20 protein-coding genes are annotated in these 23,297 nt (G+C 69.4%); 10 read left to right on the top strand and 10 right to left on the bottom strand.

Annotated features, from left to right (window positions below):
• Window positions 1-4: 4 nt before the first annotated feature.
• The 4 genes from ALI144C_RS40520 (at window position 5) to ALI144C_RS40505 (ending at window position 2,706) form a co-directional block, all read left to right on the top strand.
• Window positions 5-517 (top strand): RICIN domain-containing protein, encoded by a 513-nt coding sequence (locus ALI144C_RS40520; protein ID WP_076992512.1) that lies wholly within the window; start codon window positions 5-7, stop codon window positions 515-517.
• Window positions 518-653: 136 nt separating this feature from the next.
• Window positions 654-1,778, top strand: coding sequence for a VanZ family protein (locus ALI144C_RS40515; RefSeq protein ID WP_076992511.1), 1,125 nt, complete (start codon window positions 654-656; stop codon window positions 1,776-1,778).
• Window positions 1,775-2,251 carry a hypothetical protein gene (locus ALI144C_RS40510; RefSeq protein WP_076992510.1) on the top strand — a complete coding sequence of 159 codons (477 nt, stop codon included), beginning with the start codon at window positions 1,775-1,777 and terminating at the stop codon, window positions 2,249-2,251. The genes ALI144C_RS40515 and ALI144C_RS40510 overlap by 4 nt, the downstream gene beginning before the upstream one ends.
• The gene (locus ALI144C_RS40505; RefSeq protein WP_076992509.1) at window positions 2,248-2,706 is read left to right on the top strand and encodes a hypothetical protein; all 459 of its coding nucleotides are present in this window, start codon (window positions 2,248-2,250) and stop codon (window positions 2,704-2,706) included. The genes ALI144C_RS40510 and ALI144C_RS40505 overlap by 4 nt, the downstream gene beginning before the upstream one ends.
• Here the strand turns inward: ALI144C_RS40505 and ALI144C_RS40500 are convergent.
• The 8 genes from ALI144C_RS40500 to ALI144C_RS40465 all read right to left on the bottom strand — a co-directional run bounded on the left by ALI144C_RS40500 (window position 2,669) and on the right by ALI144C_RS40465 (window position 11,035).
• The gene (locus ALI144C_RS40500) at window positions 2,669-4,432 is read right to left on the bottom strand and encodes an alkaline phosphatase D family protein (protein WP_076992508.1); all 1,764 of its coding nucleotides are present in this window, start codon (window positions 4,430-4,432) and stop codon (window positions 2,669-2,671) included. The two genes, ALI144C_RS40505 and ALI144C_RS40500, sit on opposite strands and share 38 nt — an antisense overlap.
• A gap of 62 nt (window positions 4,433-4,494) precedes the next feature.
• Window positions 4,495-5,748: a threonine ammonia-lyase IlvA gene (gene ilvA, locus ALI144C_RS40495; protein ID WP_083753869.1), complete on the bottom strand. Its 1,254-nt coding sequence runs from the start codon at window positions 5,746-5,748 to the stop codon at window positions 4,495-4,497.
• A 72-nt stretch (window positions 5,749-5,820) separates the two neighbouring features.
• Entirely contained in the window at window positions 5,821-6,366 is a 546-nt protein-coding gene (locus tag ALI144C_RS40490; RefSeq protein WP_076992506.1) for a GNAT family N-acetyltransferase, read from the bottom strand.
• A gap of 21 nt (window positions 6,367-6,387) precedes the next feature.
• Entirely contained in the window at window positions 6,388-6,990 is a 603-nt protein-coding gene (locus ALI144C_RS40485; protein WP_076992505.1) for a hypothetical protein, read from the bottom strand.
• Window positions 6,987-8,543 (bottom strand): amidohydrolase, encoded by a 1,557-nt coding sequence (locus ALI144C_RS40480; protein WP_076992822.1) that lies wholly within the window; start codon window positions 8,541-8,543, stop codon window positions 6,987-6,989. Before ALI144C_RS40480 ends, ALI144C_RS40485 begins: the two co-directional genes overlap by 4 nt.
• Window positions 8,543-8,929 carry an acyl-CoA thioesterase gene (locus ALI144C_RS40475; RefSeq protein WP_076992504.1) on the bottom strand — a complete coding sequence of 129 codons (387 nt, stop codon included), beginning with the start codon at window positions 8,927-8,929 and terminating at the stop codon, window positions 8,543-8,545. Before ALI144C_RS40475 ends, ALI144C_RS40480 begins: the two co-directional genes overlap by 1 nt.
• Window positions 8,926-10,314 (bottom strand): AMP-binding protein, encoded by a 1,389-nt coding sequence (locus tag ALI144C_RS40470; protein WP_076992503.1) that lies wholly within the window; start codon window positions 10,312-10,314, stop codon window positions 8,926-8,928. The genes ALI144C_RS40475 and ALI144C_RS40470 overlap by 4 nt, the downstream gene beginning before the upstream one ends.
• On the bottom strand, window positions 10,307-11,035 hold the full coding sequence (locus tag ALI144C_RS40465; RefSeq protein WP_076992821.1) for an enoyl-CoA hydratase/isomerase family protein: 729 nt from the start codon (window positions 11,033-11,035) through the stop codon (window positions 10,307-10,309). The genes ALI144C_RS40470 and ALI144C_RS40465 overlap by 8 nt, the downstream gene beginning before the upstream one ends.
• 48 nt (window positions 11,036-11,083) lie before the next feature.
• On the opposite strand from ALI144C_RS40465, the gene ALI144C_RS40460 reads away from it, so the two are divergent.
• The 4 genes from ALI144C_RS40460 (at window position 11,084) to ALI144C_RS40445 (ending at window position 15,527) form a co-directional block, all read left to right on the top strand.
• The gene (locus tag ALI144C_RS40460; protein WP_237774545.1) at window positions 11,084-11,758 is read left to right on the top strand and encodes a TetR/AcrR family transcriptional regulator; all 675 of its coding nucleotides are present in this window, start codon (window positions 11,084-11,086) and stop codon (window positions 11,756-11,758) included.
• 14 nt (window positions 11,759-11,772) lie between these two features.
• The gene (locus tag ALI144C_RS40455; RefSeq protein ID WP_076992501.1) at window positions 11,773-12,108 is read left to right on the top strand and encodes a hypothetical protein; all 336 of its coding nucleotides are present in this window, start codon (window positions 11,773-11,775) and stop codon (window positions 12,106-12,108) included.
• Window positions 12,109-12,170: 62 nt separating this feature from the next.
• Window positions 12,171-14,297, top strand: coding sequence for a protein translocase subunit SecD (gene secD / locus ALI144C_RS40450; RefSeq protein ID WP_168211476.1), 2,127 nt, complete (start codon window positions 12,171-12,173; stop codon window positions 14,295-14,297).
• Window positions 14,298-14,360: 63 nt separating this feature from the next.
• Window positions 14,361-15,527 carry an IS30 family transposase gene (locus ALI144C_RS40445; protein ID WP_076992499.1) on the top strand — a complete coding sequence of 389 codons (1,167 nt, stop codon included), beginning with the start codon at window positions 14,361-14,363 and terminating at the stop codon, window positions 15,525-15,527.
• Between the two features lie 102 nt (window positions 15,528-15,629).
• Here ALI144C_RS40445 and ALI144C_RS40440 read toward each other — a convergent pair whose 3' ends face one another.
• Both ALI144C_RS40440 and ALI144C_RS40435 read right to left on the bottom strand, forming a co-directional pair.
• On the bottom strand, window positions 15,630-16,403 hold the full coding sequence (locus ALI144C_RS40440; RefSeq protein WP_076992498.1) for a DUF1684 domain-containing protein: 774 nt from the start codon (window positions 16,401-16,403) through the stop codon (window positions 15,630-15,632).
• 63 nt (window positions 16,404-16,466) lie between these two features.
• Window positions 16,467-19,088: an ATP-binding protein gene (locus tag ALI144C_RS40435; protein WP_076992497.1), complete on the bottom strand. Its 2,622-nt coding sequence runs from the start codon at window positions 19,086-19,088 to the stop codon at window positions 16,467-16,469.
• A gap of 184 nt (window positions 19,089-19,272) precedes the next feature.
• Here ALI144C_RS40435 and ALI144C_RS40430 point away from each other — a divergent pair, with 184 nt between their 5' ends.
• Both ALI144C_RS40430 and ALI144C_RS40425 read left to right on the top strand, forming a co-directional pair.
• Window positions 19,273-21,156, top strand: coding sequence for a cytochrome c oxidase assembly protein (locus tag ALI144C_RS40430; RefSeq protein ID WP_076992496.1), 1,884 nt, complete (start codon window positions 19,273-19,275; stop codon window positions 21,154-21,156).
• Window positions 21,153-23,294, top strand: a complete 2,142-nt coding sequence (locus ALI144C_RS40425) for a heavy metal translocating P-type ATPase (protein ID WP_330359642.1) — start codon at window positions 21,153-21,155, stop codon at window positions 23,292-23,294. Before ALI144C_RS40430 ends, ALI144C_RS40425 begins: the two co-directional genes overlap by 4 nt.
• Window positions 23,295-23,297: the final 3 nt, after the last annotated feature.

Genomic DNA, 23,297 nt, shown 5'->3' with positions numbered 1-23,297 from the left:
CTCCATGAGCGCGAGGAAACGACTCATCACCTTGTTCACGGCACTCGGAATTGTGCTCAGCGGCGTATTCGCCGTATCGGCGTCCGCCAGCGCGGCAGGCCCTATCCCCGATGGCTACTACTACGTGCACAACTCCAACAGTGGAAAGTGCCTGGCGATCGGAGGAGCGAGCAAGGACGACGGCGCGAAAGCCATCCAATGGGCGTGCATGGGCATCCCCGACCAGAGGTGGTACCTGCGCCACATGGGCAGCGGCTTGTACGCCTTCATCAACCAGAACAGCGGGAAGTGCCTGGCGATCGGGGGGTCGAGCACCGGTGAAGGCGCACACGCGATCCAATGGACGTGTCTGGCCATCACCGACCAGCGCTGGTTCGCGAGCGTGACCAGCACCGGGTGGGAGTTCGTCAACCAGGGCAGCGGAAAGGCACTGGCCATCGCGGGTGCGAGCAAGGACGACGGCGCGCAGGCGATCCAGTGGACTCGGCTGGGCACTCCTGAGCAGCGCTGGTTCTGACCCGCGGGTCTGACGACCAGGTCTCCGGCGCGTGATCATCACGTGCCGGAGACCTGGTAGACGCCGCCCCCACCCGGGCGACGGCCCGCGCCGGGCTCCGCGCTTGGAAGCCGTGCCCATTGGGTAACAATGCGTCGTGGTTGCCACCTACCTGCTTCCGGTCAAGACGGCGTTGCTGCTGTTCCCGGTCATCGTGTTGCTGGTGATGCTGCCGGTGGCGGTGGTGAGCTACCGGCGCAGGGGCCGCGCTGGCGGCTGGGCGACGGTGGTCTTCTACTGCTTCCTGTTCTACCTGCTGGCGGCGGTGATGCAGACGGTGATTCCGTTGCCCCGGGATCCCGAGCTGTACTGCGCGACCCAGACTTACGCCAGCAGCCCGCAGCTGCGCCCGTTCTACTTCGTCGAGGTCGTCGAGCAGCGCGCACGAGGCAGGTGGTCCCCAGGTGCGCTGATGCGGAATCCAGCACTGTGGACAACGGCACTGAACGTGGTCCTGTTGCTACCACTGGGTTTCTTCCTGCGGTACATGTCAGGCGTCCGCTTCGTCGCGGCGACCGCGATCGGTTTCGGCACGTCGTTGTTGTTCGAGTTGACCCAGCTGACCGGCCTGTGGTTCGTCTACCCGTGCGCGTACCGGCTGTTCAGTGTGGACGACCTGATCCTCAACACGGCGGGCGCCTCGATGGGATGGCTGCTCGCCGGTCCGCTGCGTCGTCTGCTGCCGAGACTGGAAGCCGAACGGGACCGCAGGCGCTACGCGGAACGCGTGACACCGAGCCGCCGCCTGTTCGCCCTGCTCACCGACGCGGTCGGGTTCGCCGCACTGGTCGCCTTCGTGCTGGGCCTGTTCACACTTTTCGGTGGTGTACCCCCGCGCGGACCGATCATCGTGATGCTCGCGCTGATCTGGTTCCTGCTCGTGCCGACGTTCACCGGCGCGACGCCGGGGAAACGCGCGATGCTGCTGCGGATCGAACGCACCGACGGCCACCGCGCGGGCCCGATCTCGCTCGCCGCCAGGTACGGGATCCTGCTGTCACCGCTGTGGTTGCTGTGGATCGCCCTGTCGGTGGACGAGTGGGACGTCTTCGCCCGCCCCGAACAGCTGCTGATCCCGGCGGGCGCGGTCGTCTCGGTGTTCGTGGTCGTCGTCTGGACACCGCTCGCGGTCTTCTTCGGCCACGAATCCGCGCCGTACGAACGGCTCACCCGCACGGTCAACGTCGCTGTCGTGCGTGATCGGGATAAGGTCGCCGGATGAGATGGATGCTCTGGACGCAGCTCGCCCTGGTGGCCGCGTCCGCAGGTGTCTTCATCGTCGCCATGACCCGGAGCCGCTATGCCGCGGTGAGCGGCGGGACAGTGGTTTTGATGTCGTCGCTGGTCGTCCTTGGTGCCGCGCTGGGGCTGATCGCACTCAACCGGCGCGGGTTGCGCGTCCCCGCGGTGGTGATGTTGGCGGCGCCCGCCGTTCTGCTGGTCATGTCCTTGCTGGTCGTCACCGACGGCGGGGACACCGCGGCGGACCTGAACCCGCTGGCCACCGGGGTGGGGATGGCGGGGTACTTCTCGCTTTCGGAGTACGAGACCGCGCGGCGCGAGGTGGACGCGCTCCTGGCGTGGATGAACTGGTCCTGGTGGCTGTTGCTGGCCGCGGCGGCGCTGGGTGTTGTGTCGTCGGTATCGCTGTTCCGGCTTCGCGGAGCCGGTCAAGCCGATACGGTCGCCGGATGAAGTGGTTGCTGTGGACGCAGATCGCGTTGGTGGTGGCGTCCTTGTGCCTTGCTGTCACGGCGATCGCGACCAGCCGCTACGGGATGATGGTGTCCTTGACGCTGGGCATCCTGCCGTTGCTGCCCGTCGTCGGCGCGGTGCTGGGCCTGATCGCGCTCAACCGGCAGCGAGGCTACGTCCCTGCGGGAATCATGTTGCTCGCACCGGTGGTGTGGGTGCTCGTGTCCGGCACCTCCGGCTACACGGGTGGCGCCGCTGTCACGGGCGATCTCATGGCTCCGGGGTCCGCCGACCTCGAGACCGTGCGACGCGACCTGGCGTCCGCGCTGACGTGGCTGAACTGGTTCTGGTGGTTGAACCTGGCAGCAGCAGCGCTCGGTGTGGTCGCGGCGCTGCTGCTGTTCAGGCGGTACTGGGCTACGCGGGCTCGTCCGAGCGGGGCCCCACTGGGGTGAGTGCCGGGATCGCCTTGTGCGATCCGGCCAAGGTTTGCCAGCTCACCGCGTGGGACGTCGTGGCGTTCTTGTCGATGCGCGGGTCGTGTCGCAGGAGGGTGGGGACCGGTGTGTGGTGGAAGTCCGCCTGCACCCGGTCCGGCGTGACGTCGATCAGCACCCAGCCGTGGGCGACGCCGTCGAACATCCTCATCCACGGGTTGCGGGCGCTGACTGTCGCGGTGAGCGTCCTGGTCGCGAGGACCACGGCGTCGGCGGGGGTTCCCTTCGGCAGCTTGCCGCGCACCATCTCGTAGAAGCCGTCGCTGGTCACCGACGGGCAGACGAACTCGACGCCCACCGGCGTGTAGCCGAGGTCGGGCTTCGACGGGATGTCCATGGCCATGGACGTGTGGAAGTCGCCGGTCAGCAGGACCACGTCGTTCGACTGGGCCGCGATGTGGTTGATCAGCTCGGTCTGCTGCGCCTGGTAGCCGTCCCACTGGTCGGAGTTGACCAGTGTCGTGCCCGGCGGGAATCCCAGTACCGCCCCGGGGATCCGCAACGGGCTGAGGATCACCTGGTTGCCGATCAGGTGCCATGGCTTGGTCCTGCCGTTGTTCTTCAGCCAGGCCATCTGCTCCGGCTCGACCAGGTGCCGTGCCGGATCGGCGAGTTGGGCGTCCACCTCGGGGCTCATCCCGACCGGCACGAGCCCGCCGCCGCGTGCCGAGTACGGCGGGAGGCTGACCTGTTCGGCGCGGTTCTGCCGGGTGTCCACAATGGATAAGTCGGCCAGCGGCCCGAAGCTGAAGCTGCGGAAGAACCTCGTGCCCTGGTGCGGGATCCGCCGCTGGTGCGGCAGCCGGAACGGCATCCACTCCATGTACGCCTGGTAGGCCGCGCGTTTCCGCGCGCCGAACGACCCCTCGGTGTCCGGCTGGTGGTTGGACGCGCCGTCGCTCCAGGTGTTGTCGGCCACCTCGTGGTCGTCGAAGATCGTGATCCACGGGTGCTGCCGGTGCGCCAGCGCCAGGTCCGGGTCGGCCTTGTGCAGCGCGTGCCGCAGCCGGTAGCCCCGCAGATCCAGGGTCTCGGTCGGTGGGTTGGCGTCCCGGACGCCGATCAGCTCAGGCGGGCCGGAGCGGTCGTCGCCGTTGCCCTGCTCGTAGTAGTAGTCGCCGACCTGCAGTACGAAGTCGAGGTCCGTGCGTTGCCCCATCGCACGGTACGCGGCGAAGTAACCGCCGGTGTAGTTGGCGCACGAGGTCAAGGCGAACCGCAGCGCGTGCAGGCGATCGCCGTCGTCCGGGGTGGTCTGCGTCCGGCCGACCTGGCTCGTCTCGCCTTCGGCGTGGAACCGGTAGAAGTAGCGCGTGTACGGCCGTAACCCGGTGACGTCGACCTTGACCGTGTGGTCCGAGGCGGCGGACGTCACCACGACGCCGCGGCTGACCACGGTGCGGAAGGCCTCGTCCCTGGCGACTTCCCACCGCACCGGTAAGGGATTGCCTAAACCGCTGCCCGGCGCGGCGATCCGGTCGTCCGCACACGGCGGTGTCGCGCGTGTCCAGATGATCACCGCGTCGCGCAGCGGGTCGCCACTGGCCACGCCGTAGCCGAAGACACCGTTGGCGGCGGGTGCCGCGGCGGCTTCGGCGTCGAAGACGCGGATCGGTCCGGCCACCGCTGCCGCGGTGAGTGCCGCCCCCTTGAGAATCGACCTGCGGCTGGGTGTTGCGTTCATGCGTCAACACTAATGATTTGCGGTAAGCCGTGTCCCCCGCAATGACACGGTGAACACGCTGTTCAGACGATGAAGGCGAACAGCGGGCTGTCCGGCGGAACGCGTTCGATCCGGTGCGGCACCGTGTTCATCCGCTTCAACATCGACTCGAGGTTCTCCGGCGCACCGAGTTCGACGCCGACCAGCGCGGGCCCGGTCTCCCTGTTGTTGCGCTTGACGTACTCGAACAGCGTGATGTCGTCGTCCGGCCCGAGCACGTCGTCGATGAACCGCCGCAGCGCACCGGGTTCCTGCGGGAACTCGACGAGGAAGTAGTGCTTGCGGCCCTCGTAGACCAACGCCCGCTCGACGATCTCCGCATATCGGCTGACGTCGTTGTTGCCGCCGGACAGGACGCACACCACCGTCGACCCCGGCTCGAGGCCCAGATCGAGGTCCAGCGCGGTGGTCGAGAGCGCGCCCGCGGGTTCGGCGATGATCCCGTCGGACTGGTAGAGGTTCAGCATCTCGACGCAGATCTGGCCTTCCGGCACGGCGATCAGCCGCGGCAGGCTCTCGGCGACCTCGGTGTACGTGTGCCGCCCGACCTTGCGCACGGCCGCGCCGTCGACGAACGGGTCGAGGTGGTCGAGGTCGACCGGCCCGCCGTGTTCCAGCGCGGCGGCCATGCTCGTCGCGCCGAGCGGTTCCGCGCCGACCACCGTCACGCCGGGGTGGTTCTCCCGCAGCCACACCAGGGTTCCGGCGATCAGCCCACCGCCGCCCACCGGGACGACGACCGCGTCGGGCGCGTGCCCCAGTTGCTCGATCACTTCCTTGATCACGGTGCCCTGGCCCGCGATCGTCCGCGGGTCGTCGAACGCGGGCACGAGCGTCATCCCGCTCGTCTCCGCGTCCGCGTAGGCCGCTGCCGCGGCGTCGTCATACGTGTCACCTTCGACGACGATCTGCACGTACCTGCCGCCGAGCACGGCGACACGCTCGCGCTTCTGCCGTGGCGTCGTCCGGGGCAGGTACACGCGGGCGGCGATCCCAAGCGACGCACACGCGAACGCGACGCCTTGGCCGTGGTTGCCCGCGCTGGCGCACACAACACCGCGTTCACGCTGATCGGCGGGCAACTCACTGAGCAAGTTGTACGCGCCGCGTCCCTTGTACGAGCGGACTGTGTGGAGGTCTTCTCGCTTGATCCACACGTCCAGGTCGTGTCGGCGCGACAACCTGTCGTTGCGCTGCAACGGGCTTGGCTCGATCACTCCGGCGAACCGGTGCGCCGCCGCGACGATGTCCGCCGCGGTGGGGCGTTCTGCGGACAACAACCCGCTCCTGTCGTCTCTATGGGAGCGGTCGACAATGGACTGTGGTGACGCTCCGTGAGACCACTGAGTCTACTGTGTAGCGGCGGACTGCCTGTCCCCGGCCGATCGCTCGTACACGACCCGCCGGTCGCCGTACGGGGTGCGGAACTCGTCCGACCTGGTCCAGCCCATGGATTCGTACAGCGAACACGCCGGTGCCGCCGGGTGTGTGACCAGCCACGCCTCCGGGCGGTTTCTCACATAGTGGTCAAGCACGGCACGGCCGAGGCCCTGGCCCCGTGACCCCGGGTGCACCATCAGTTCGATGACGGTCAACGCCGGGGCGACCAGGCGCTCGGCGGGGACGACCTGGGTGACCATGGTGTGGAACGCGTCTTCCGGCAGTCGCGGCGGCATCGGCCGCCCGTACGCCACGCCGTGCAGCGCGCGCCCGTCCCACGCCACGGACCCGGACAGATCAGGCAGTGCCAGGTGCTTGGTGAGGATGTTGGCGAAGTTGTCCAGCCTGGTCTTCGACTCGTTCCACGGCGGGTCGGCGAAACACAGCCGGTACAGCTCGTGCAACGCTGAGCGAAGATCGCCGAGCTGTTCGGCGTTGACACTGTCGATCCGCATGCGGCGGATCGTAGGGCAAACCTACGACACCATGAGGCCAGTTGATCTCAATACATGCATCACCAAAGGATCGGCGTCGGCCAGGCCGTAGCGGTACCGGTAGACCGCCAGCAGGGTGTCGCGCAGGTCCTCGCCGACGATCGGGTGGGTCCGCGGCCTGGTCAGGTCGGCAGCCATCAGCCGCATCGGGTGCGACTCGTCCTCGCCCGGCTGGTGGTAGCCCGTGATGGGCAGCAGCACCGCGCCGAGCCGCAGGTAGAAGGCGATCCGGCGCTCCCTGGTGGTCCGCTCGGCGTCGTCGATGCCGTCCTCGCCGGGGTCCTCGACGTCGTACACGATCCGGGTGAACCCGGCCAGTTCGCGGCGGATCTCCGTCCACAGCAGTGCCCCGAGCCCACGGCCGCGGTCGCCGACGACGAAGTACCGCAGGAACACCCAGCCGGTCGGTCCCAGCTCGCGCAGCACGGCGAGACCGAGCGGCGCGCCGTCGGTCAGCACCAGCGCGCGGTCGGTGAGCAGGTCGTCGAACGGGGCGCGCAGGCGTTCGCCGAAGCCTTCCTCGTAGATCTCACGGACCCGGTCGAGGTGGGCCGCCGACAGCGATCCCGCGGGCACGAGCCTCACCGGAACTCCCCGCCGACCATGGTCCGCAGCACCTCGATGTCCTTGATCCGGCTGGGGTCCACGCGCGCCGGACTGTCCGACAGCACCACGAGGTCGGCCAGTTTGCCCACGGTGATCGTGCCCTTCCGGTGTTCTTGTTTGGACGCGTACGCCGAGCCGTACGTGAAGGCGCGCAACGCCTCCAGCCCGGTGACCGCCTCACCGGGGTTGAACGGCGCGCCGGACGCGGTCCGTTGGTTGACCATGTCGTGCATGCCGAGCAGCGGAGCGCCGGTGACCACGGGCCGGTCCGAACTGCCGGGGACGACGATCCCGGCGTCAAGCAGGGACCGCTGCCGGTAGGCCCATGCCGACCGCTCGGGGCCGAGCGCGCGCAGCATGCCGTCGCCGATCTCGTTGGCGAACCGCCCTTGCGGCACCGGGACGACACCGAGGTCACGGGCGCGCAGCACCTGGTCGGGCCGGGCCACCCCGAAGTGCTCGATGCGGTGCCGCCTGGCCGGGTCCCCGGCGGTGGCATACGCGTCCAGCACGAGGTCGATCGCCGCGTCGCCGATCGCGTGCGTGGCCACCCGCCAGCCCGCCCTGTGCGCGGCGAGGATCGTGCTGGTCAGGGCGTCGGCGTCGCCTTGCAGGTAGCCGCGGTTGCCGGGGGTGTCGGCGAACTCGTGGCACATCGCGGCGGTGTGGCCGATCAGCGAGCCGTCGGAGAACACCTTGACCGGGCCGATGCTCAGCCAGTCGTCGCCGAACCCGGTCCGGATGCCCAGATCGAGCCCGACTCCGAGTTCGGCGACCGGGTGCAGCACGTCCGCGGCGATCATCAGCTCCACCCGGACGTGGAGTTTCCCCTGTTCACGGGCGCGGTGGTACGCCTCCAGCTCGACCGGGCTCTTGCCGATCCAGCCGCCGCCGATCCCGGCCTCCACGCAGCTGGTGATGCCTTCGGCCAGGTAGCGCCGCCCGGCGCGGTCGATCGCGTCGACCAGGGTGTCCACCGGGTACGGCAGGATCAGCGGGTTCACCAGTTGCTGCGCCTGCTCCTGGAGCAGACCGGTCGGTCGCCCGGCGCTGTCGGTGACCACCAGGCCGCCGTCCACCTCGACGGCGTGTTCGTCGATGCCCAGCTCGCGCAGGACCGGGGAGTTGACCACGCACATGTGCCCGGACGTGTGCTTCACGAGCACCTTGCGGCCACGAGCGGCACGGTCCAGGCCGTCACGCGTCGGGTGCCCGCCGCACTTGTTCTCGTCGTAGCCCGAGGCGATGATCCACTCATCGTCGTCCGGCGCCGTCGCGATGGCCGCGTAGAGGGAGTCGAGGCTCGTCACCCGGACGTCCACTTCGGACAGGGTGAGGCCGTACCAGCTCATGTGGTTGTGCGCGTCGTGGAATCCGGGGGTCACGGTCGCGCCGTCGAGATCGATCACGCGTTTGGCGGGGACCTCCGCCAGCGCCACGATCCGGTCACCGAGGATGGCCACGGCTGAGGCGTCCGGGCCGTCCAGCGTGACCACGTCGGCGTTCTTGAGCACCAGGTCTGCTTCGATCATCACAGCTCCGCGAACATCGTCCGGTACCAGTCACTCCACGCCGCGGGCCGCCCGTCGGCGTCCACTTTCACGATCACGCGGTGGCCGCGCGCGTAGTGCCCGCACTGGAATCCGTACACCGCGCTCGTGGTGCCGATCCGCTCGGCGGTGAGCTCGACCGGCAGGATTCCCGGTGACGTGAACGCGGCGAGGAACTCGATCCGCAGCTCCCGCACGACGTACCGCAGGTCGTCGTCGCGGTCGTCGAACCTCTCCCAGCCCTTGCCGAGCTGTTCGAACAACGCCGACTGCGCGCGTTCGACGTGCAGGGCGAAGCGGGTGTTGTGCAGCGTCCCGTTGAGGTCCAACTCGTCGAAGTAGACCGGGCTGTCCCACTGGAAGCTCACCGCAGCCGCTCCTTGGCCACCCGTTCGGACGCGGTGCGCGGCAGGTCGGCCCGGAACTCCCAGAACCGGGGGACTTTGAACGCCGCGAGCCGTTCCGCGCAGAACGCGGCGAGCTCTTCCCGTGCCGCGTCGCCGACGACGAACGCCTTGACCTCTTCGCCGCGGATGTCGTCCGGCACGCCGATCACGGCGGCCAGCCGCACGCCCGGGTGGCTCATGAGCACTTCTTCCACCTCGTGCGCGGCGATGTTCTCACCGCTGCGCCGGATCATGTCCTTGATCCGGCCACGGTGGTACACGCGGCCGTTCTCGTCGATATGGGCGAGGTCGCCGGTGGGGAACCAGCCGTCGTCGAACACGTCCGGACGGCCGAGGTAGCCGTCCATCATGCCCGGACCGCGCAGCAGCAGTTCACCGTCGGCGATCCTGACCTCGCGATGTGGCGCGGGCTTGCCCAGGCATCCCGTGCCGACGAAGGCGTCGTGGTCCTCGGCCGTGATCCGGATGTCGGCGCCGGTCTCGGTCATGCCGAACGCCTCGTACCAGCCGACGCCCCAGCGTTCCTCCAGCGCGTGGTGCAGCGCGGGCGGGATCGCGGACGCCTGCACGACCCGGACCCGGTGCTCGCGGTCGGCCGGGTCGGGCGGCATCTTCAGCAGCAGCGCGGGCATCGCGCCGAGGCAGTAGAAGTACGTCACCCGGTGCTCGCGGACCTTCGCCCAGAAGCTCGAGGGGTGGAACCCGTCCAGGACGACCAGTTCCGCCCCGGCCAGCAGCGCGGCCACGACGTTCCACTGCGGATCGATGTAGTGGAACGGCTGCGCGGTCAGCATGACGTCGTGCTCGGTCAGGTGCGGGAAGTGGTCGATAAGACTGCCTGCCAGGCGCAGCCAGTACTCGTGGGACAGCACGCATCCCTTGGGGCTGCCCGTGGTGCCGGACGTGTACTGGACGTTGACCACGCGATTGACTGGCCCCTGCTGGAAGCCCGGCCGTGGGGGCAGCGTCTCGACGTAGTGGACAGGCGGTGCGTCGATCGAGTCGAGCAGCGGGCCGAACTCCTTGGTGGTCACCACGGCCACCGCTGTCGACGACCGCAGCAGGTGGGAGGCGTCGACCGACTGGTACTTCACGTTCACCGGCACCATCGCCGCGCCCAGCTTCACCAGCGCGAACCAGATCAGCGGGAACTCGGCCTGGTTGCGCAGCATCACCGCGACCCGGTCGCCCGCGTGGATCCCCTTGTCTCGCAACGCCTGCGCGTAACCGGACGAGCGCTCGTGCACCTGCGCGAACGTCAACCGCTCGCCGGGGTCGAACGTCCACGCGACGCGCGACGGCCACTTCCTCGCGGCCTCGGCGATCGCTTCGACCAGGTCAGCCATGGCCGTACTCGCCGACGACGCTGGTCAGGACGGCGTGATCGGCCTCGGTGGCGAGCGCTTCGGCCATGCCCCCGTCCATGCCCTGGTTGAGCACCTGTTTGGCCAGGCTGACGGCCACTGGCGGCCGGGCCGCGACCGTCGCCGCCCACTCGAGCGCGGCCTTCTCGTGCTCGCCCGCGGGGACCACGCGGTTGATCAGGCCGAGTTCGGCCGCCTTGGCGGCGGCGAACCGCTCGCCGAGCAGGAGCATCTCCTTGGCCGCGGCGAGACCGACGATCTTGGGCAGCAGTGCCGAGATCCCGCCGGTCACGCTCAGGCCCAGCCCGACCTCGGGAAACCCGAACTGCGCGTGTTCGTCGGCGACGATCAGGTCGCAGCAGAGCGCGAACTCGCAGCCCGCGCCGACGGCGTACCCGTGCACGGCGGCGATGACGACACCGGGGAACGCCCGGATCCGGCGGGTGACCTCCTGGAGACGGTCGACGCGCCGCCGGGTCTCGATGGCGGTCTCGACCGGGACGGGCTCCTTGAGGTCGTGGCCCGAACAGAAGGCCCGGCCGCGCCCGGCGAGCACGACCGCACGCGCGCCGTCCGCCGCCGCCCGGTCCAGCGCCGCCAGCAGGCCCTCGGTCAGCTCGGTCGTGACGGCGTTCAGCCGTTCCGGCCGGTTGAGGTGTACGCGGGCGATGCCGTCCCGGGCCTCGTAGTCGACGCTCACCAGCGGATCTCCTCTCGATCGATCGATCGATAGACTCAGCGGGTAGGGTAGATGTGGCTCAGCGGACCGGTCAACAAGAGCGGGGTGGAGATGTCGCAGGCCACAGCGCGCCGGGTCCGGCAGGCGGCGATCGAACTGTTCGCCACGCGCGGCTTCCACGGCACCGGCATCCGCGACCTGGCGGAGGCCGCGGGCCTGTCCTCGGCGACGCTCTATCACTACATGGGGACCAAGGAAGAACTGCTCGTCTCGATCATGCGTGCCAGCCTCGACCGGCTGGTCACCGCCGCCTGCCAGGTCACCGCCGACGTGCCGGACCCGATCGGCCGCGTCACCAACCTCGTGGCGTTGCACGTCTACACCCACGCCGAGCAGCAGCTGGAAACCCGCGTGGTCGACGGCGAGATCCGGGCGCTGTCGCCGGAACACCGGCCGCGGATCATCGCACTGCGCGACGAGTACGAAGCCTGCTGGCAGTCCGCGATCGACGACGGCTGCGACCGGGGCCTGCTGCGTCCCAGCTCCCGCGGCGTCGCCCGGCTGGCACTGCTGGAGATGTGCAGCGGCATCGCGCGCTGGTACTCGCCGACGGGTCCGTTCACTTTGGACGAACTGGCCGAACGCTACGTCGAGATGGCGCTCGGCTTGCTGGGGGCGACCGGTCCGGTCCCCGCGCCGGACCTCGCCCCGGTCCGCGAGCTCGTCGCCGCCAACTGGTCGGATTGAGTACCCTGGGGCACGTGACAGCCCGGCGCCTGCTCCTGCTGCTGGTCGCCGCTGTCCTGATGTCGTTGGTCCTCACCCCGCGCGGCGAACCCACGCCGCCACCGTCGGACAACGAGACCGTCGCGATCGAGCAGGCCGTCGCCAAGGCCGTGCCGCCGATCCGTGCCGCCGGGCGCCCCGCGGCGGACCCGGGCCTGCTGAAAGTACAAAGCCTCGCCGAGATGACCAGCCCCGAACCGGTGCTGGTCCAGCTGGGCGAGCAGGACGAGGACGTGCCGCTGGTCTCGCGCGGCGCGGTGCTCCCGGTCGCGGACGACCGAGGCCCTCCTGCCGGACAGGCAGTGCTCTGACACCCCTGTCCGGACTTTTCAGCTAGGAGATTCCCTTGTCGCGCGCTCCCGCGCGGCGATGCATGACTGGGCGCATCGTCACGTGCCTGTTCGTGCTCGCCGCGTCTGTTTACCTGTTGCTGACCACCGCGCCCCGCCTGGGGCTGGACCTGCGTGGCGGCACGCAGGTCGTGCTGGAAACCAAGGCGGAAGCAGACGACGCCGCCACCGACCGCACGCTGGAGGTGCTGCGGCGCCGTGTCGACCAGCTCGGGGTGGCCGAGCCGATGCTGGCGCGATCCGGTGCCAACCGGATCATCATCGAGCTGCCCGGCCTGCAGGACCCCAAGGAGGCCATCGAGGTCATCGGCAAGACGGCGCAGCTGAAGTTCCACTCCGTCACCGGGGTCTCGGGCACGGACGGGCAGCTCGGCCTCGGCCCGGTCGCGCTCACCGGTGAGGGCGTCGAGGACGCGCGGGCCGAGACCAGCCCGCAGGAGGGGCCCGGCTGGTTCGTCAGCATCGACTTCACCGGCGACGCGGCCAGGCAGTGGGAGAAGCTGACCGGCCAGGCGGCGTGCTCGCCGATGGGCGACCCGATGCGCCGGGTCGCGATCGTGCTGGACGACAAGGTCATCTCGTCGCCGGAGGTCAACGCACAGGCCCGCTGCCAGATCGGGATGATCGGCGACAAGATCCGGATCACCGGCCAGTTCGGCCAGGCCGAGGCCAAGGACCTGGCGCTGCTGATCAACGCGGGCGCGTTGCCGGTGCCGGTGGAGATCATCGAACAGCGGACCGTCGGCCCGACGCTCGGCGCGGCGGCGATCGAGGACAGCGCACGGGCCGCGGTGATCGGACTCGCGCTCACGGCGGCGTTCCTGCTGGTGGTCTACTGGTTCGCCGGGTTCGTCGCCGTGCTCGCGTTGGCCTGCTACGCCTTGGTTTCCTACGCCGCCCTGCTCGCCATCGGCGCCACGCTGACGTTGCCCGGTCTCGCCGGGTTCGTACTGGCGATCGGGATGGCGGTCGATGCCACGGTCCTTGTGTTCGAGCGGGCCAGAGAGGAACGCGGCAGCCCGCTGCCCCGGGCGATCGAGAAGGGCTTCAAGGGCGCGCTGTCGGCGATCGTCGACTCGAACGTGACGACCTTGCTGGCCGCCGGTCTGCTGTTCCTGCTGGCGTCCGGGCCGGTGCAGGGCTTCGGTGTGACGCTGACGATCGGTGTGCTCGCGGCCATGTTCACCACGCTCGTGCTCACGCGCCTGCTGATGCACTACGCCGTGCGTTCGCCGAAGATCTCCGGCCTGACGAGGGACGGTCGCGTCCGCAGGTGGGTCAACGGGCGCAGTCCCCACTTCCTGGCCAAGCCACGGCGGTGGCTGACGGCCGCGACCGCCGTGGTGCTGATCGCGCTGGCCGGTTTGGTGTTCGCCGGTCCCCGGCTGGGGATCGAGTTCACCGGCGGTCGTGTGCTGGAGTACAGCACCAACGCCGATCCCGAACAGGTCCGGCAGGCCGTGTCCGACGCGGGGTTCCCGCGCGCGGTCGTCCAGGCCAGCGGGAACGACGCCGTCTCGATCCGGACCGAACCGCTCGACCAGGCCGCGACGGACAAGATCAGGGACGCCGTGGCGCAGGTGGGCGGCAAGGCCGACCAGCTCCGCGACGAGCAGATCGGCCCGAGCCTCGGCGCCGAACTGCGCACGAAGGCGTTGATCGCGCTGGGGCTCGCGATCGCCGCGCAGCTGGTCTACCTGGCAGTGCGGTTCGACTGGCGGCTCGGTGTGGCCACCGTCGTCGCGCTCGCCCAGGACGTGCTGATCATCCTGGGCATCTTCGCGTGGCTCGGCAGGCCGATGGACGGCGTGTTCCTCGCCGCTTTGCTGACGGTGATCGGCTATTCCGTGAACGACTCGGTCGTGGTCTTCGACCGGGTACGCGAGATCCGGGGCAAACGACCGAAGCAGCCGTTCGCCGAAACGGTCGGGGCGGCGGTGCTGCAGACGTTGCCGCGCACGGTGAACACCGGCATCGGTGTCCTGTTCGTACTCGGCGCGTTGCTCGTCCTGGGCGACGGTTCGCTCGCGGACTTCGCGCTGGCACTCCTGCTCGGCCTCGTGGCAGGCACTGTGTCCACAGTGGCCACAGCAGGGCCCGTGGCGATCATGCTGGACAAGCGTTACCCGGGTGCGGCACGCGCGGCCTAACTTTTGCAACCAATGTGGCTTGAGTTCAGAGGGTCGTCGCAACACCGGTGATCGGAGGTTGTGATGGTGGGTCGTGTTCCGTTGGGGCGTGGTGTGCGGGTGGCGTTTTGGGGTGGGGTGCGGGCTGGGTTGGCTGTGGCGCCTGCCTCACGGGCGGCGGGTGTGTCGCACGGGACTGGGCAGCGGTGGTTCGCCGAGGCTGGTGGGGTGATCGGTAACGCTCCGCGGGAGCTGGGTGGTCGGTACCTGTCGTTGGCCGAGCGGGAGGAGATCTCCCGGGGTATCGCCAGGGACGAGACGTTCCGGCGGATCGCGCGGCGGTTGGGACGTGAGCCGTCCACGATCAGCCGGGAAGTGGCCAACAACGGTGGCCGTGAGCGGTATCGGGCGCATGTGGCCGACGCGGCCGCGCGAGAGCGGGCGCGTCGGCCCAAGACCGCGAAGCTGGCCCAGCCCGCTCATGCCCCGTTGCGGGAGCATGTGCAGGCGCGGTTGCAGCGACGGTGGTCGCCGGAGCAGATCTCGGCCAGGCTGGCGGATGAGTTTCCCGGCCAACTGGAGATGCGGGTGTCGACCGAGACGATCTATCAGTCGCTGTACGTGCAGGGCAGGGGTGCGCTGCGTCGTGAGCTGACCCGGTGCCTGCGGACCGGGCGGGCGCTGCGCGCACCTCGACGACAGACCCAGGCCAGGACGGCCCGGCCACCGCGGATACCGGACCTGGTCGCGATCAGTGAACGTCCCGCGGAGGCCGAGGACCGGGCGGTGCCCGGCCACTGGGAAGGCGATCTCATCCTGGGCAAGGCCAACGGCTCGGCGATCGGCACCCTGGTCGAGCGCAGCACCCGCTACTGCCTGCTGCTGCACCTGCCCCACAGCCACGACGCGGCCGCGGTACGCGACGCGATGATCACCGCCATCCAGACCCTGCCCGAGGCGCTGAAACGGTCGCTGACCTGGGACCGGGGAAACGAGATGGCCGCGCACGCCCAGATCACTCTGGCCACTGACCTGGCCATCTACTTCTGCGACCCGCACTCGCCCTGGCAACGCGGCACCAACGAGAACACCAACGGCCTCCTGCGCCAATACTTCCCCAAAGGCACCGACCTGTCGGTCCACTCCGCCGAGCACCTCGACGCGGTCGCCGAACAGCTCAACACCCGGCCCCGCAAAACCCTGAACTGGCTGACCCCCCAAGAGAAACTCAACATGCTACTGTCCACATAAGAACATGTTGCGACGACCGCATGAATCCACCTGGCCTTCGTTGCGAAAAACGCTACAAAGGCCACATTGGTTGCACGAACGGTCACGGGGTGAGGGGTCGTCTCAGTGAGGGGTCTTCTCCCCGGCTTCGACGGCGAACGGCAACCGGTTGCCCGCGGGCGGGATCGGGCAGGTCGCGAACTCGGTGAACGCGCAGGGCAGGTTCGTCGCCCGCGTGAAGTCGATGACGACGTCGTCGCCCTGGTCCGGCAGGGCCACGGCGACCGACCGCACGGCGGCGTAGGTGGTGACACCGCTGGTGGCGTCGGTGAACAGGATGCTCAGCCCGCCCTGCTTGCCGTTGAACGCGGCCAGCGTGTGCTCGGCGCCGTCGTGTTCGAACCGCACGACGCCCGGCACCTGGTAGACGTGGCTGAGTCCTTCGACCACGGCACCGACCGTCGTCGGCTTCGGCTCGTCGTAGGCCTCGTAGCGGCCCTTGAGGACCCACTCCGGCTTCGGTTCGTACGCGGGCACACCGCGGAAGTCGGCCAGCGCCTTGGCTTTCGGGTCGTGCACCCGGATCAGGTACCCCGACCGCCTGGCGATCTCGATCTCCACGTCCCCGGCGACAACCCGGGTGCCCGGCCCGCTGTTGACCAACTCGAAACGCTGGACGGCGGTCACCGGCTTGCCTTCGTGGACGAGGTCGCTGCCCTGCGGATCGACGTACGCCGCTTCCTCGTCCTGCCACCACAATCCCGGCAAGTCGCCGTAGGAGCGTGGCTTGTCGTCCAGCCAGTCGAGTGAGACCAGCGCCAGCCACCCGTACGGGTCGACGAGGTCCTTCACCCGTGCGGTGTGCCATTCCTGCCACTCGGAAACAAAGTTCGACATGACGGGTGCAACGACGCCGTCGAGGCCCTATTCCGCCTCCCATATGCCGGGATCGGCCGCTGGTCAGCCGAGCAGGTCGGTGTCGCGTGCACGGGCGACCGCTTCGGTACGCGTGGTGGCGCCGAGTTTGACCAGGATCCGGGCCACATGGGTGGCGACCGTGTTCGTGCTGATGAACAGCTCGTCGGCGATCTGCTGGTTCGACCGGCCTCGCGCCAGCACCCGCAGTACGTCCACCTCACGGCGGGTGAGCCCGAAATCGTTGTCAGCCTTGGGCTTCGTGACGTCGTCGAGCCTGTTGCGGCTGACCAGCCCGTCGATCCGGCTGACCAGCGGCGCGGCGTTCAGCGCCGCCGCGAGCTCCCGTGCCTCGTCCAGCCTCGTTCGGGCGCCGGGGCGGTTGTTCGTGGCGAGTGCGGCTGTCGCCGCGCCGGTCAACGCCATCGCTGTCTCGTAGGGGTTGCCGACCGCGCGCCACGCGGCCACTGCCGCGTCCCAAGCGGACAGCGAGTCGGAGACCAGCGCCTGGAAGGTACGCCGGTAGACCGGCGGCGCCGTGACCGCGTCGACCACACCGGCGAGTTCGTCGAAACGAGCCGTGACCTCCTGGGCGAGCCGGCGATTGCGTGGCGCGGCCGCGCGGCGGGCTCGTTGGATGCGTGCGCCGAGGATGGCCAGGCGCGTCACCTCCCGAACCGGGTGACTCGCGGTGAGGTGATCACGCAGGTCGCGGTCGGCGACGTCCAGCTCACCCCGCGCCAGCGCCCACTCGATTCGTTGGATGGTGATTTCCACCGTCGCCTCGGCCGCGTTCTGCGCGTGCCGCGCGAATTCCGCCAGTCCACGCATCAGCGCCTCGAACCTGGTGGCGTCACCCCGGCAACGGGCGATGTCGGCCGCGACCAACCGCAGAAAGGCGCTGTAGAGCGGTGGCGGCGCGTCCGCGAGCGCTTCGTCCACCAACGCCAGCGCCTCGTCCCACCGGCCCAGCAGCCGTAACGGCACCGCGCGGGCGACGGCAAGCATGCTGCCGCGGGAACGCCAGTGCCCCAGTCGTTCCGCCGCCTCGCGGCCTTCGAGGGCGAGCTCGGCGGCCTGAGCGTACTCACCTGTGGCCGCCAGCAGACCCGCCTCCCACTGGAAGGTGGTGAGGAACGCGTGCTCGTCGCCGACCTGGTACGCGAGGGCACGCGCGGTCGCGAAGGTGTTCCTGGCTTGCTCGACCAGACCCGACGCGCCGTCAAGCGCGGCCATCACCAGAAGGGCCCTGGCGCGCAGGGCGTCGTCCGCCGACTCGTCCGCGATCCGCGACGCTTGCAGGGCGTGGACCCGGCTGCTGTCGTAGCGATTGGCCACGACCTCGACGAACGCCAACGCCGCGAACAGCCACCCGTGCGGTGCGATCGCGATCGCCCGTTCCAGGTCCTCGATGCCGGTGCCGTCCACGCGGTTGCGCAGCTGGCCCCGAAGACCCAGCAGCCGCGCCACCTGCTGCTGGTCGGTCGCCAGATCGAGCGCGGCTGTGCTGTGCGCGATCCCGATCGCGGACTTCCCCGCGGCGAGCGCGGCCACGGCCGCGTGCTCCATGACCGTGGCGCGGTCGACGGCCAACGCGTCGGACCACTGCGCCAGAATCAGCTCCAGCAGGTGGAGCTGCTCGTCGTACGCGCTCTGCTCAGCCGCCGCCCCCGCGGCCCGCCAGGCGACGGGCAGCGCCCGGTCGACCTCGCCCGCGGCGAGCCAGTGCCGCGCGGCCACCGCACTGTCCGGTGTCAGCGCGGCGAAGTGGGCGTGCAACCGCTTGCGCCGCGCGGGCAGCGTGGAGTCGTAGACGGCTGCACGGATCAGGTCGTGCCGGATGGCGTACCCGTCAGGGGCGGCCACGACCAGCTCGTGGTCGATCAGTTCCGCGATCGCGTCCGCACCGCACACCCCAGCCAGGTGCTCGTCGGGCACCGGTGCGCCCGCCACGGCCAGCGCCTGCATCTCGGCACGGCGGGTGATCCGTTCGAGCAACAGGGTCCGCAGGTCACCGGCTGTGTCCGAGGTGCTCAACGCCTCCACGAACAGCGGGTTGCCGCCGCTGCGGCGGTGCACCCGCTGCCCACGCGCCGGGTCGGGCCGGTGGCCTTCGAGGGCCGTGAGCAGATCCATGACGTCGTCGACGGTCAACGGGCGCAGGTCGATCCTGGTGACGGCACGCCTGCCGAGTTCCGCGATCAGCCGCCGGTTCGGATGCCCCATGGCCTGCTGACCGGTCCGGACCGTGCCGACCAGCAGCACCGAGCCTGCCAAGTTGCGGGCGAGGTACGCGAACAGCTCCCGGCTCGACGCGTCCGCCCAGTGCAGGTCCTCGATCGTGATGACCACGGGTCGCTGCTCGGCGGCCGACGTGACCTGCTCGAGGACCTCCGCCAGGACCCGAGGCCCCGGCCGCAGGCCGAGGTCACGCATGACCGGCAGGAAAGGCACGTACGGCGACCCCTCGGCGCCGATTTCGAGACAGCCGCCGCCCAACAGCAGCGGGTCGCCGCCGAGAGCCGCGGTGAAGGTCGCCACCAGCCGGGACTTGCCGATCCCGGCCTCGCCGGACACCAGAACGACACCCGGCAGCCGGTCGTAGGCGGCCCGGAGCACCGCGAGATCGGCGTCGCGGCCGATCAGCTCGTGGCTCGGTCCCCGCATCGCGCCGCCCGCCCTCCCAGCCCGGATGGGATGTCGTCAAGTCCGACGACGACAGACTGCCACCTGCGGGCGAATCCATGCAGGTCGTTCGATCCTGGAACAGGCGGCGATGCGTCGCCTCGCTACAGGTGTGCGAGCGGTCACAAGCGGGAACTCGGGCGTGTACGCGTCCGACTGGTGCTGAGTGATCCGATCAGTTGGGGCGGCCCTTGCCGGTGCTGCGACCGTTCTCGCCATCACAGCGGTGATCGGCGGTTCCGCGCACGCTCTGCTGGGTGACGCCGATCCGGGCGCGTTCGTCCGGTTCGGCGCGGCGCTGGTGAGGTTGGTGGCGGACGGAGCGGGCGTGCTCACGGTCGGCGGGTTGCTGTTCGCGGTCTTCATCGCGTCGGCACGCCGTGACGGTGTGCTCAAGGCTGAGGGATACGCTGGTCTGCGCATCGCGTGCTGGGCTTCCACGGTGTGGGTGGCCGCCGCGGCTGCCATGGTCGTGCTGGACGTCGCGGACTCGTCCGGGCAGCCTTTGTCTGAAATGGACATTCCGAGGCTGGTCGCCGGTGTCGACGCGTTGGAGACGCCGAAAGCCTGGTTGATCACCGCGGCGCTCGCGTTCGTCATCGCGGTCGCCAGCCGGATCGCGCTGACCTGGCTGTCCTGTGCCGCGATGGCTGTGATCGCGCTGTTCGCCCTGCTGCCGGTGGTCGTGTCCGGGCATGCCGCCACGGGTGCCGACCACGACGTTTCCACGGATGCTTCGATCTGGCACGTGACCGCCGCGGCGGCGTGGGTCGGCACGCTCGTGGTCTTCGCTGTGCGCAGGCACAAGGCGACAGAGCGGATGCGCAAACGCTTCACGGTCCTGTCGATGGTGTGCTTCGGCGTCGTCGCGGTCTCCGGTGTGCTGGTGGGGTTGGTCTTCACGCCCGTCAACGACATCCTGACCACCCGCTACGGCATTCTGTTGCTGGCCAAGGTCGGGTTGCTGGCCGTGCTGGCGTTGTTCCTCAAGCGTGCACTGTGGACGCAGATGCTCGTGATGGCGGTGGGTATCGGGGTCTCGGTCGGGATGGCCAGGCAGCCACCGTCGGGCTTCTTCCAGGAGCAGACACCGATGGACACGCTGATCGGGTACGACGTCTCGCCGTCGCCCAGCGTCTGGGACTTCTTCACGGCGTGGCGGTTCTCGCTGATCTTCGGTGTCGTGGCCATCGCGCTCGCGGTCGCGTACTCGCTCGCGGTACGGACGTTGTGCCGACGCGGCGACCAATGGCCGGTGGGCAGGACTGTGGCGTGGTTGCTGGGCTGCCTTGTTCTGCTGTTGGCCACGTCCTCCGGCGTGGGGCGTTACGCGGCAGGCGTGTTCAGCGTGCACATGGTGACCCACATGGTGTTGAACATGCTCGCGCCGGTACTGCTGGTGCTCGGGGCGCCGATGACGTTGGCCTTGCGCGCGTTGCGCCCGAGCAAAGAGGAACCAGGCCCACGGGAATGGCTGCTCGCCGTGCTGCACAGCAGGTTCGCGCGAGTGCTCACCAACCCGCTGGTCGCGTGTGTCCTGTTGGTCGGGTCGTACTACGCGTTGTACCTCACCGGCCTTTTCGACCAGGCCGTGCGGTGGCATTGGGCCCATCTGCTGATGAACACGCACTTCCTGCTCGTCGGTTACCTGTTCTACTGGACGGTCATCGGGATCGACCCCGGCCCGCGCCGCCCGCCGTACCTGGGCAGGCTGGCGATGCTGTTCGCGGTCATGCCGTTCCACGGCTTCTTCGGCGTGATCATCATGTCCTCGCAGACCGTGATCGCCGAGAACTTCTACCGGTCGCTCGCCGTCCCGTGGATCGGCGACCTGCTCGCCGACCAACGCCTCGGCGGCGGCATCGCGTGGGCGTCCGGCGAGCTTCCCGTCCTCGTCGTCGTGATCGCCCTGCTGGTGCAGTGGTCCCGGTCGGACGAACGCGACGCGCGCAGACACGACCGCAACCCCGAGTCCGATGACGAACTGGCGGCGTACAACGCGATGCTGTCCAAGCTCGCCGGAAGAGAAGCCGAAAGAGACAGAGTGTGACGATCGAACTCGAGATCGGCGGCATGACCTGTGCCGCGTGCGCGAACCGCGTGGAACGCAAGCTGAACAAGGTCGACGGCGTCGAAGCGACGGTGAACTACGCGACCGAACGCGCCAGTGTGCGCACATCGTCCGATGTGGACGTGGAAACCCTCGTCAAGGTCGTCACCAACGCCGGGTACACGGCGTCCGCGGTACGAAAAGACCCGGTCAAGGCGTTGTGGCGCAGGCTGATCGTCGCCGTCGTGCTGATGGTCCCGCTCGGCGACCTGTCACTGGCGACGACGTTCCTGCCGCAGCTGCGGTTCCCCGGCTGGCAGTGGGTCTGCCTCGCTCTCGCCGTGCCGGTCGTGTTCTGGTGCGCGTTGCCGTTCCACCGCGCGGCGGTGAAGAACGCGTTGCACGGCAGCACATCCATGGACACGCTGGTGTCCTTGGGTGTGTTGGTGGCGTTCGGCTGGTCCGTGTTCACGGTGTTCGCCCACCCCGACGGCGGCAGCTACCTCGAAGTCGCCGCGGGTGTGACGACGTTCCTGCTGGCCGGCCGGTACTTCGAGGCGAAGGCCAAGCGGGCAGCCGGTGACGCGATGCGCAAGCTGTCCATGCTGGGCGCCAAGGACGTCACAGTGCTCAAGGACGGCGTCGAGCGACTCGTCCCGGTCGCCGCGCTCCGGGCCGGGGACGCGTTCGTGGTCCGGCCGGGGGAGAAGATCGCGACCGACGGCGTTGTCGAATCCGGTTTCTCCGACGTGGACACCAGCATGGTCACCGGTGAACCGGTCCCCCTCTCCGCCGAGGCCGGGACAGCGGTGGTCGGCGGGACGATCAGCCTGTCCGGCCGCCTGGTCGTGCGCGCGACCAAGGTCGGCGCGAGCACCCAGCTCGCCCAGATGGCCAAGCTCGTCGAGCAGGCCCAGACCGGCAAGGCGAACGTGCAGCGCCTCGCCGACCGGGCCTCGTCGGTGTTCGTGCCCGCGGTTCTCGGCCTGGCCCTGGTGACGGCCGCGGTGTGGCTGTTCACCGGCGGGGCCACGATGGACGCGATGCGGGCCGGGCTGTCCGTGCTGATCATCGCGTGCCCGTGCGCGCTCGGCCTGGCCACGCCGACCGCCCTGCTGGTGGCCACCGGCAGGGGAGCGCAGCTGGGCATCCTGATCCGTGGCCCGCAGGCGCTGGAGGCCGTGCGGGACGTCGACACGGTCCTGCTGGACAAGACCGGCACGGTCACCACCGGCCGGATGCACGTGTCGGGCGTCGTCGGCGACGTGCTGCGGATCGCGGGAGCGCTGGAGTCCGCCTCCGAACACGCGGTCGGCCGGGCGATCACAGCGGAGGCGATCGAGAAGTACGGCACGCTGCCCGAGGTCACGGACTTCCATGCGCTGCCGGGCCTCGGTGCGACCGGAACCGTCGAAGGCAGGACCGTACTGGCCGGGCGTGCCGTCGCCTTCACCGAACGCGGCTGGGACATACCGGTGGACACGGCATCCGAGGACACGGTCGTCCTGGTCGGCTGGGACGGCGCCGCGCGTGGCGTGATCACTCTGCGGGACAAGCCGAAACCGAGCGCCGCCGAAGCGATCCGGCTGCTGCGCACCCGTGGCCTCACTCCGGTTCTCGTCACGGGCGACAACGAGACCACCGCCCGCGCGGTCGCGGCGGAGGTCGGCATCGACGAGGTGCACGCCGGTGTCCGGCCGGAGGAGAAAGCCGAGCTCGTGCGGCGGCTGCGCAGCGAGGGCCGTGGAGTCGCCTTCGTCGGCGACGGCATCAACGACGCGCCCGCGTTGGCCACGGCGGACCTCGGTATGGCCGTCGGCACGGGCACGGATGTCGCGCTCGCCGCGGCCGATGTGATCATCGTGCGGGACGACCTCACGGCGGTCGCCGACGCGATCAGCCTGTCGCGCAGAACCCTGCGCACGATCCGCGGCAACCTCGCCTGGGCGTTCGGCTACAACCTGGCCGCGTTGCCGGTGGCCGCGTTCGGACTGCTCAACCCGTTGGTCGCCGGTGCCGCGATGGCGTTGTCGTCGGTGTTCGTGGTGTCCAACAGCCTCCGATTGCGCCGATTCGGCCGGGAACCGGGGACCGGTGTCCGCACGACTACTCAGGAGAGAACTTCATTCGGGAGGTAAGCG

The organism is Actinosynnema sp. ALI-1.44, from assembly GCF_001984155.1.
In the GTDB taxonomy this organism is placed as follows: Bacteria; Actinomycetota; Actinomycetes; order Mycobacteriales; family Pseudonocardiaceae; genus Kibdelosporangium.
This window is presented reverse-complemented; position numbering and strand designations above follow the sequence as displayed.

What these genes read in the sequence shown, in the direction of transcription:
- ALI144C_RS40510 (WP_076992510.1), top strand. Translation starts at nt 1,775, where the DNA reads ATGAGATGGATGCTCTGGACGCAGCTCGCCCTGGTGGCCGCGTCCGCA.
- ALI144C_RS40500 (WP_076992508.1), bottom strand. Translation starts at nt 4,432, where the DNA reads ATGAACGCAACACCCAGCCGCAGGTCGATTCTCAAGGGGGCGGCACTC.
- ALI144C_RS40440 (WP_076992498.1), bottom strand. Translation starts at nt 16,403, where the DNA reads ATGTCGAACTTTGTTTCCGAGTGGCAGGAATGGCACACCGCACGGGTG.
- ALI144C_RS40480 (WP_076992822.1), bottom strand. Translation starts at nt 8,543, where the DNA reads ATGATCGAAGCAGACCTGGTGCTCAAGAACGCCGACGTGGTCACGCTG.
- ALI144C_RS40520 (WP_076992512.1), top strand. Translation starts at nt 5, where the DNA reads ATGAGCGCGAGGAAACGACTCATCACCTTGTTCACGGCACTCGGAATT.
- ALI144C_RS40435 (WP_076992497.1), bottom strand. Translation starts at nt 19,088, where the DNA reads ATGCGGGGACCGAGCCACGAGCTGATCGGCCGCGACGCCGATCTCGCG.
- ALI144C_RS40445 (WP_076992499.1), top strand. Translation starts at nt 14,361, where the DNA reads ATGGTGGGTCGTGTTCCGTTGGGGCGTGGTGTGCGGGTGGCGTTTTGG.
- ALI144C_RS40505 (WP_076992509.1), top strand. Translation starts at nt 2,248, where the DNA reads ATGAAGTGGTTGCTGTGGACGCAGATCGCGTTGGTGGTGGCGTCCTTG.
- ALI144C_RS40460 (WP_237774545.1), top strand. Translation starts at nt 11,084, where the DNA reads ATGTGGCTCAGCGGACCGGTCAACAAGAGCGGGGTGGAGATGTCGCAG.
- ALI144C_RS40490 (WP_076992506.1), bottom strand. Translation starts at nt 6,366, where the DNA reads ATGCGGATCGACAGTGTCAACGCCGAACAGCTCGGCGATCTTCGCTCA.
- ALI144C_RS40470 (WP_076992503.1), bottom strand. Translation starts at nt 10,314, where the DNA reads ATGGCTGACCTGGTCGAAGCGATCGCCGAGGCCGCGAGGAAGTGGCCG.
- secD (WP_168211476.1), top strand. Translation starts at nt 12,171, where the DNA reads ATGACTGGGCGCATCGTCACGTGCCTGTTCGTGCTCGCCGCGTCTGTT.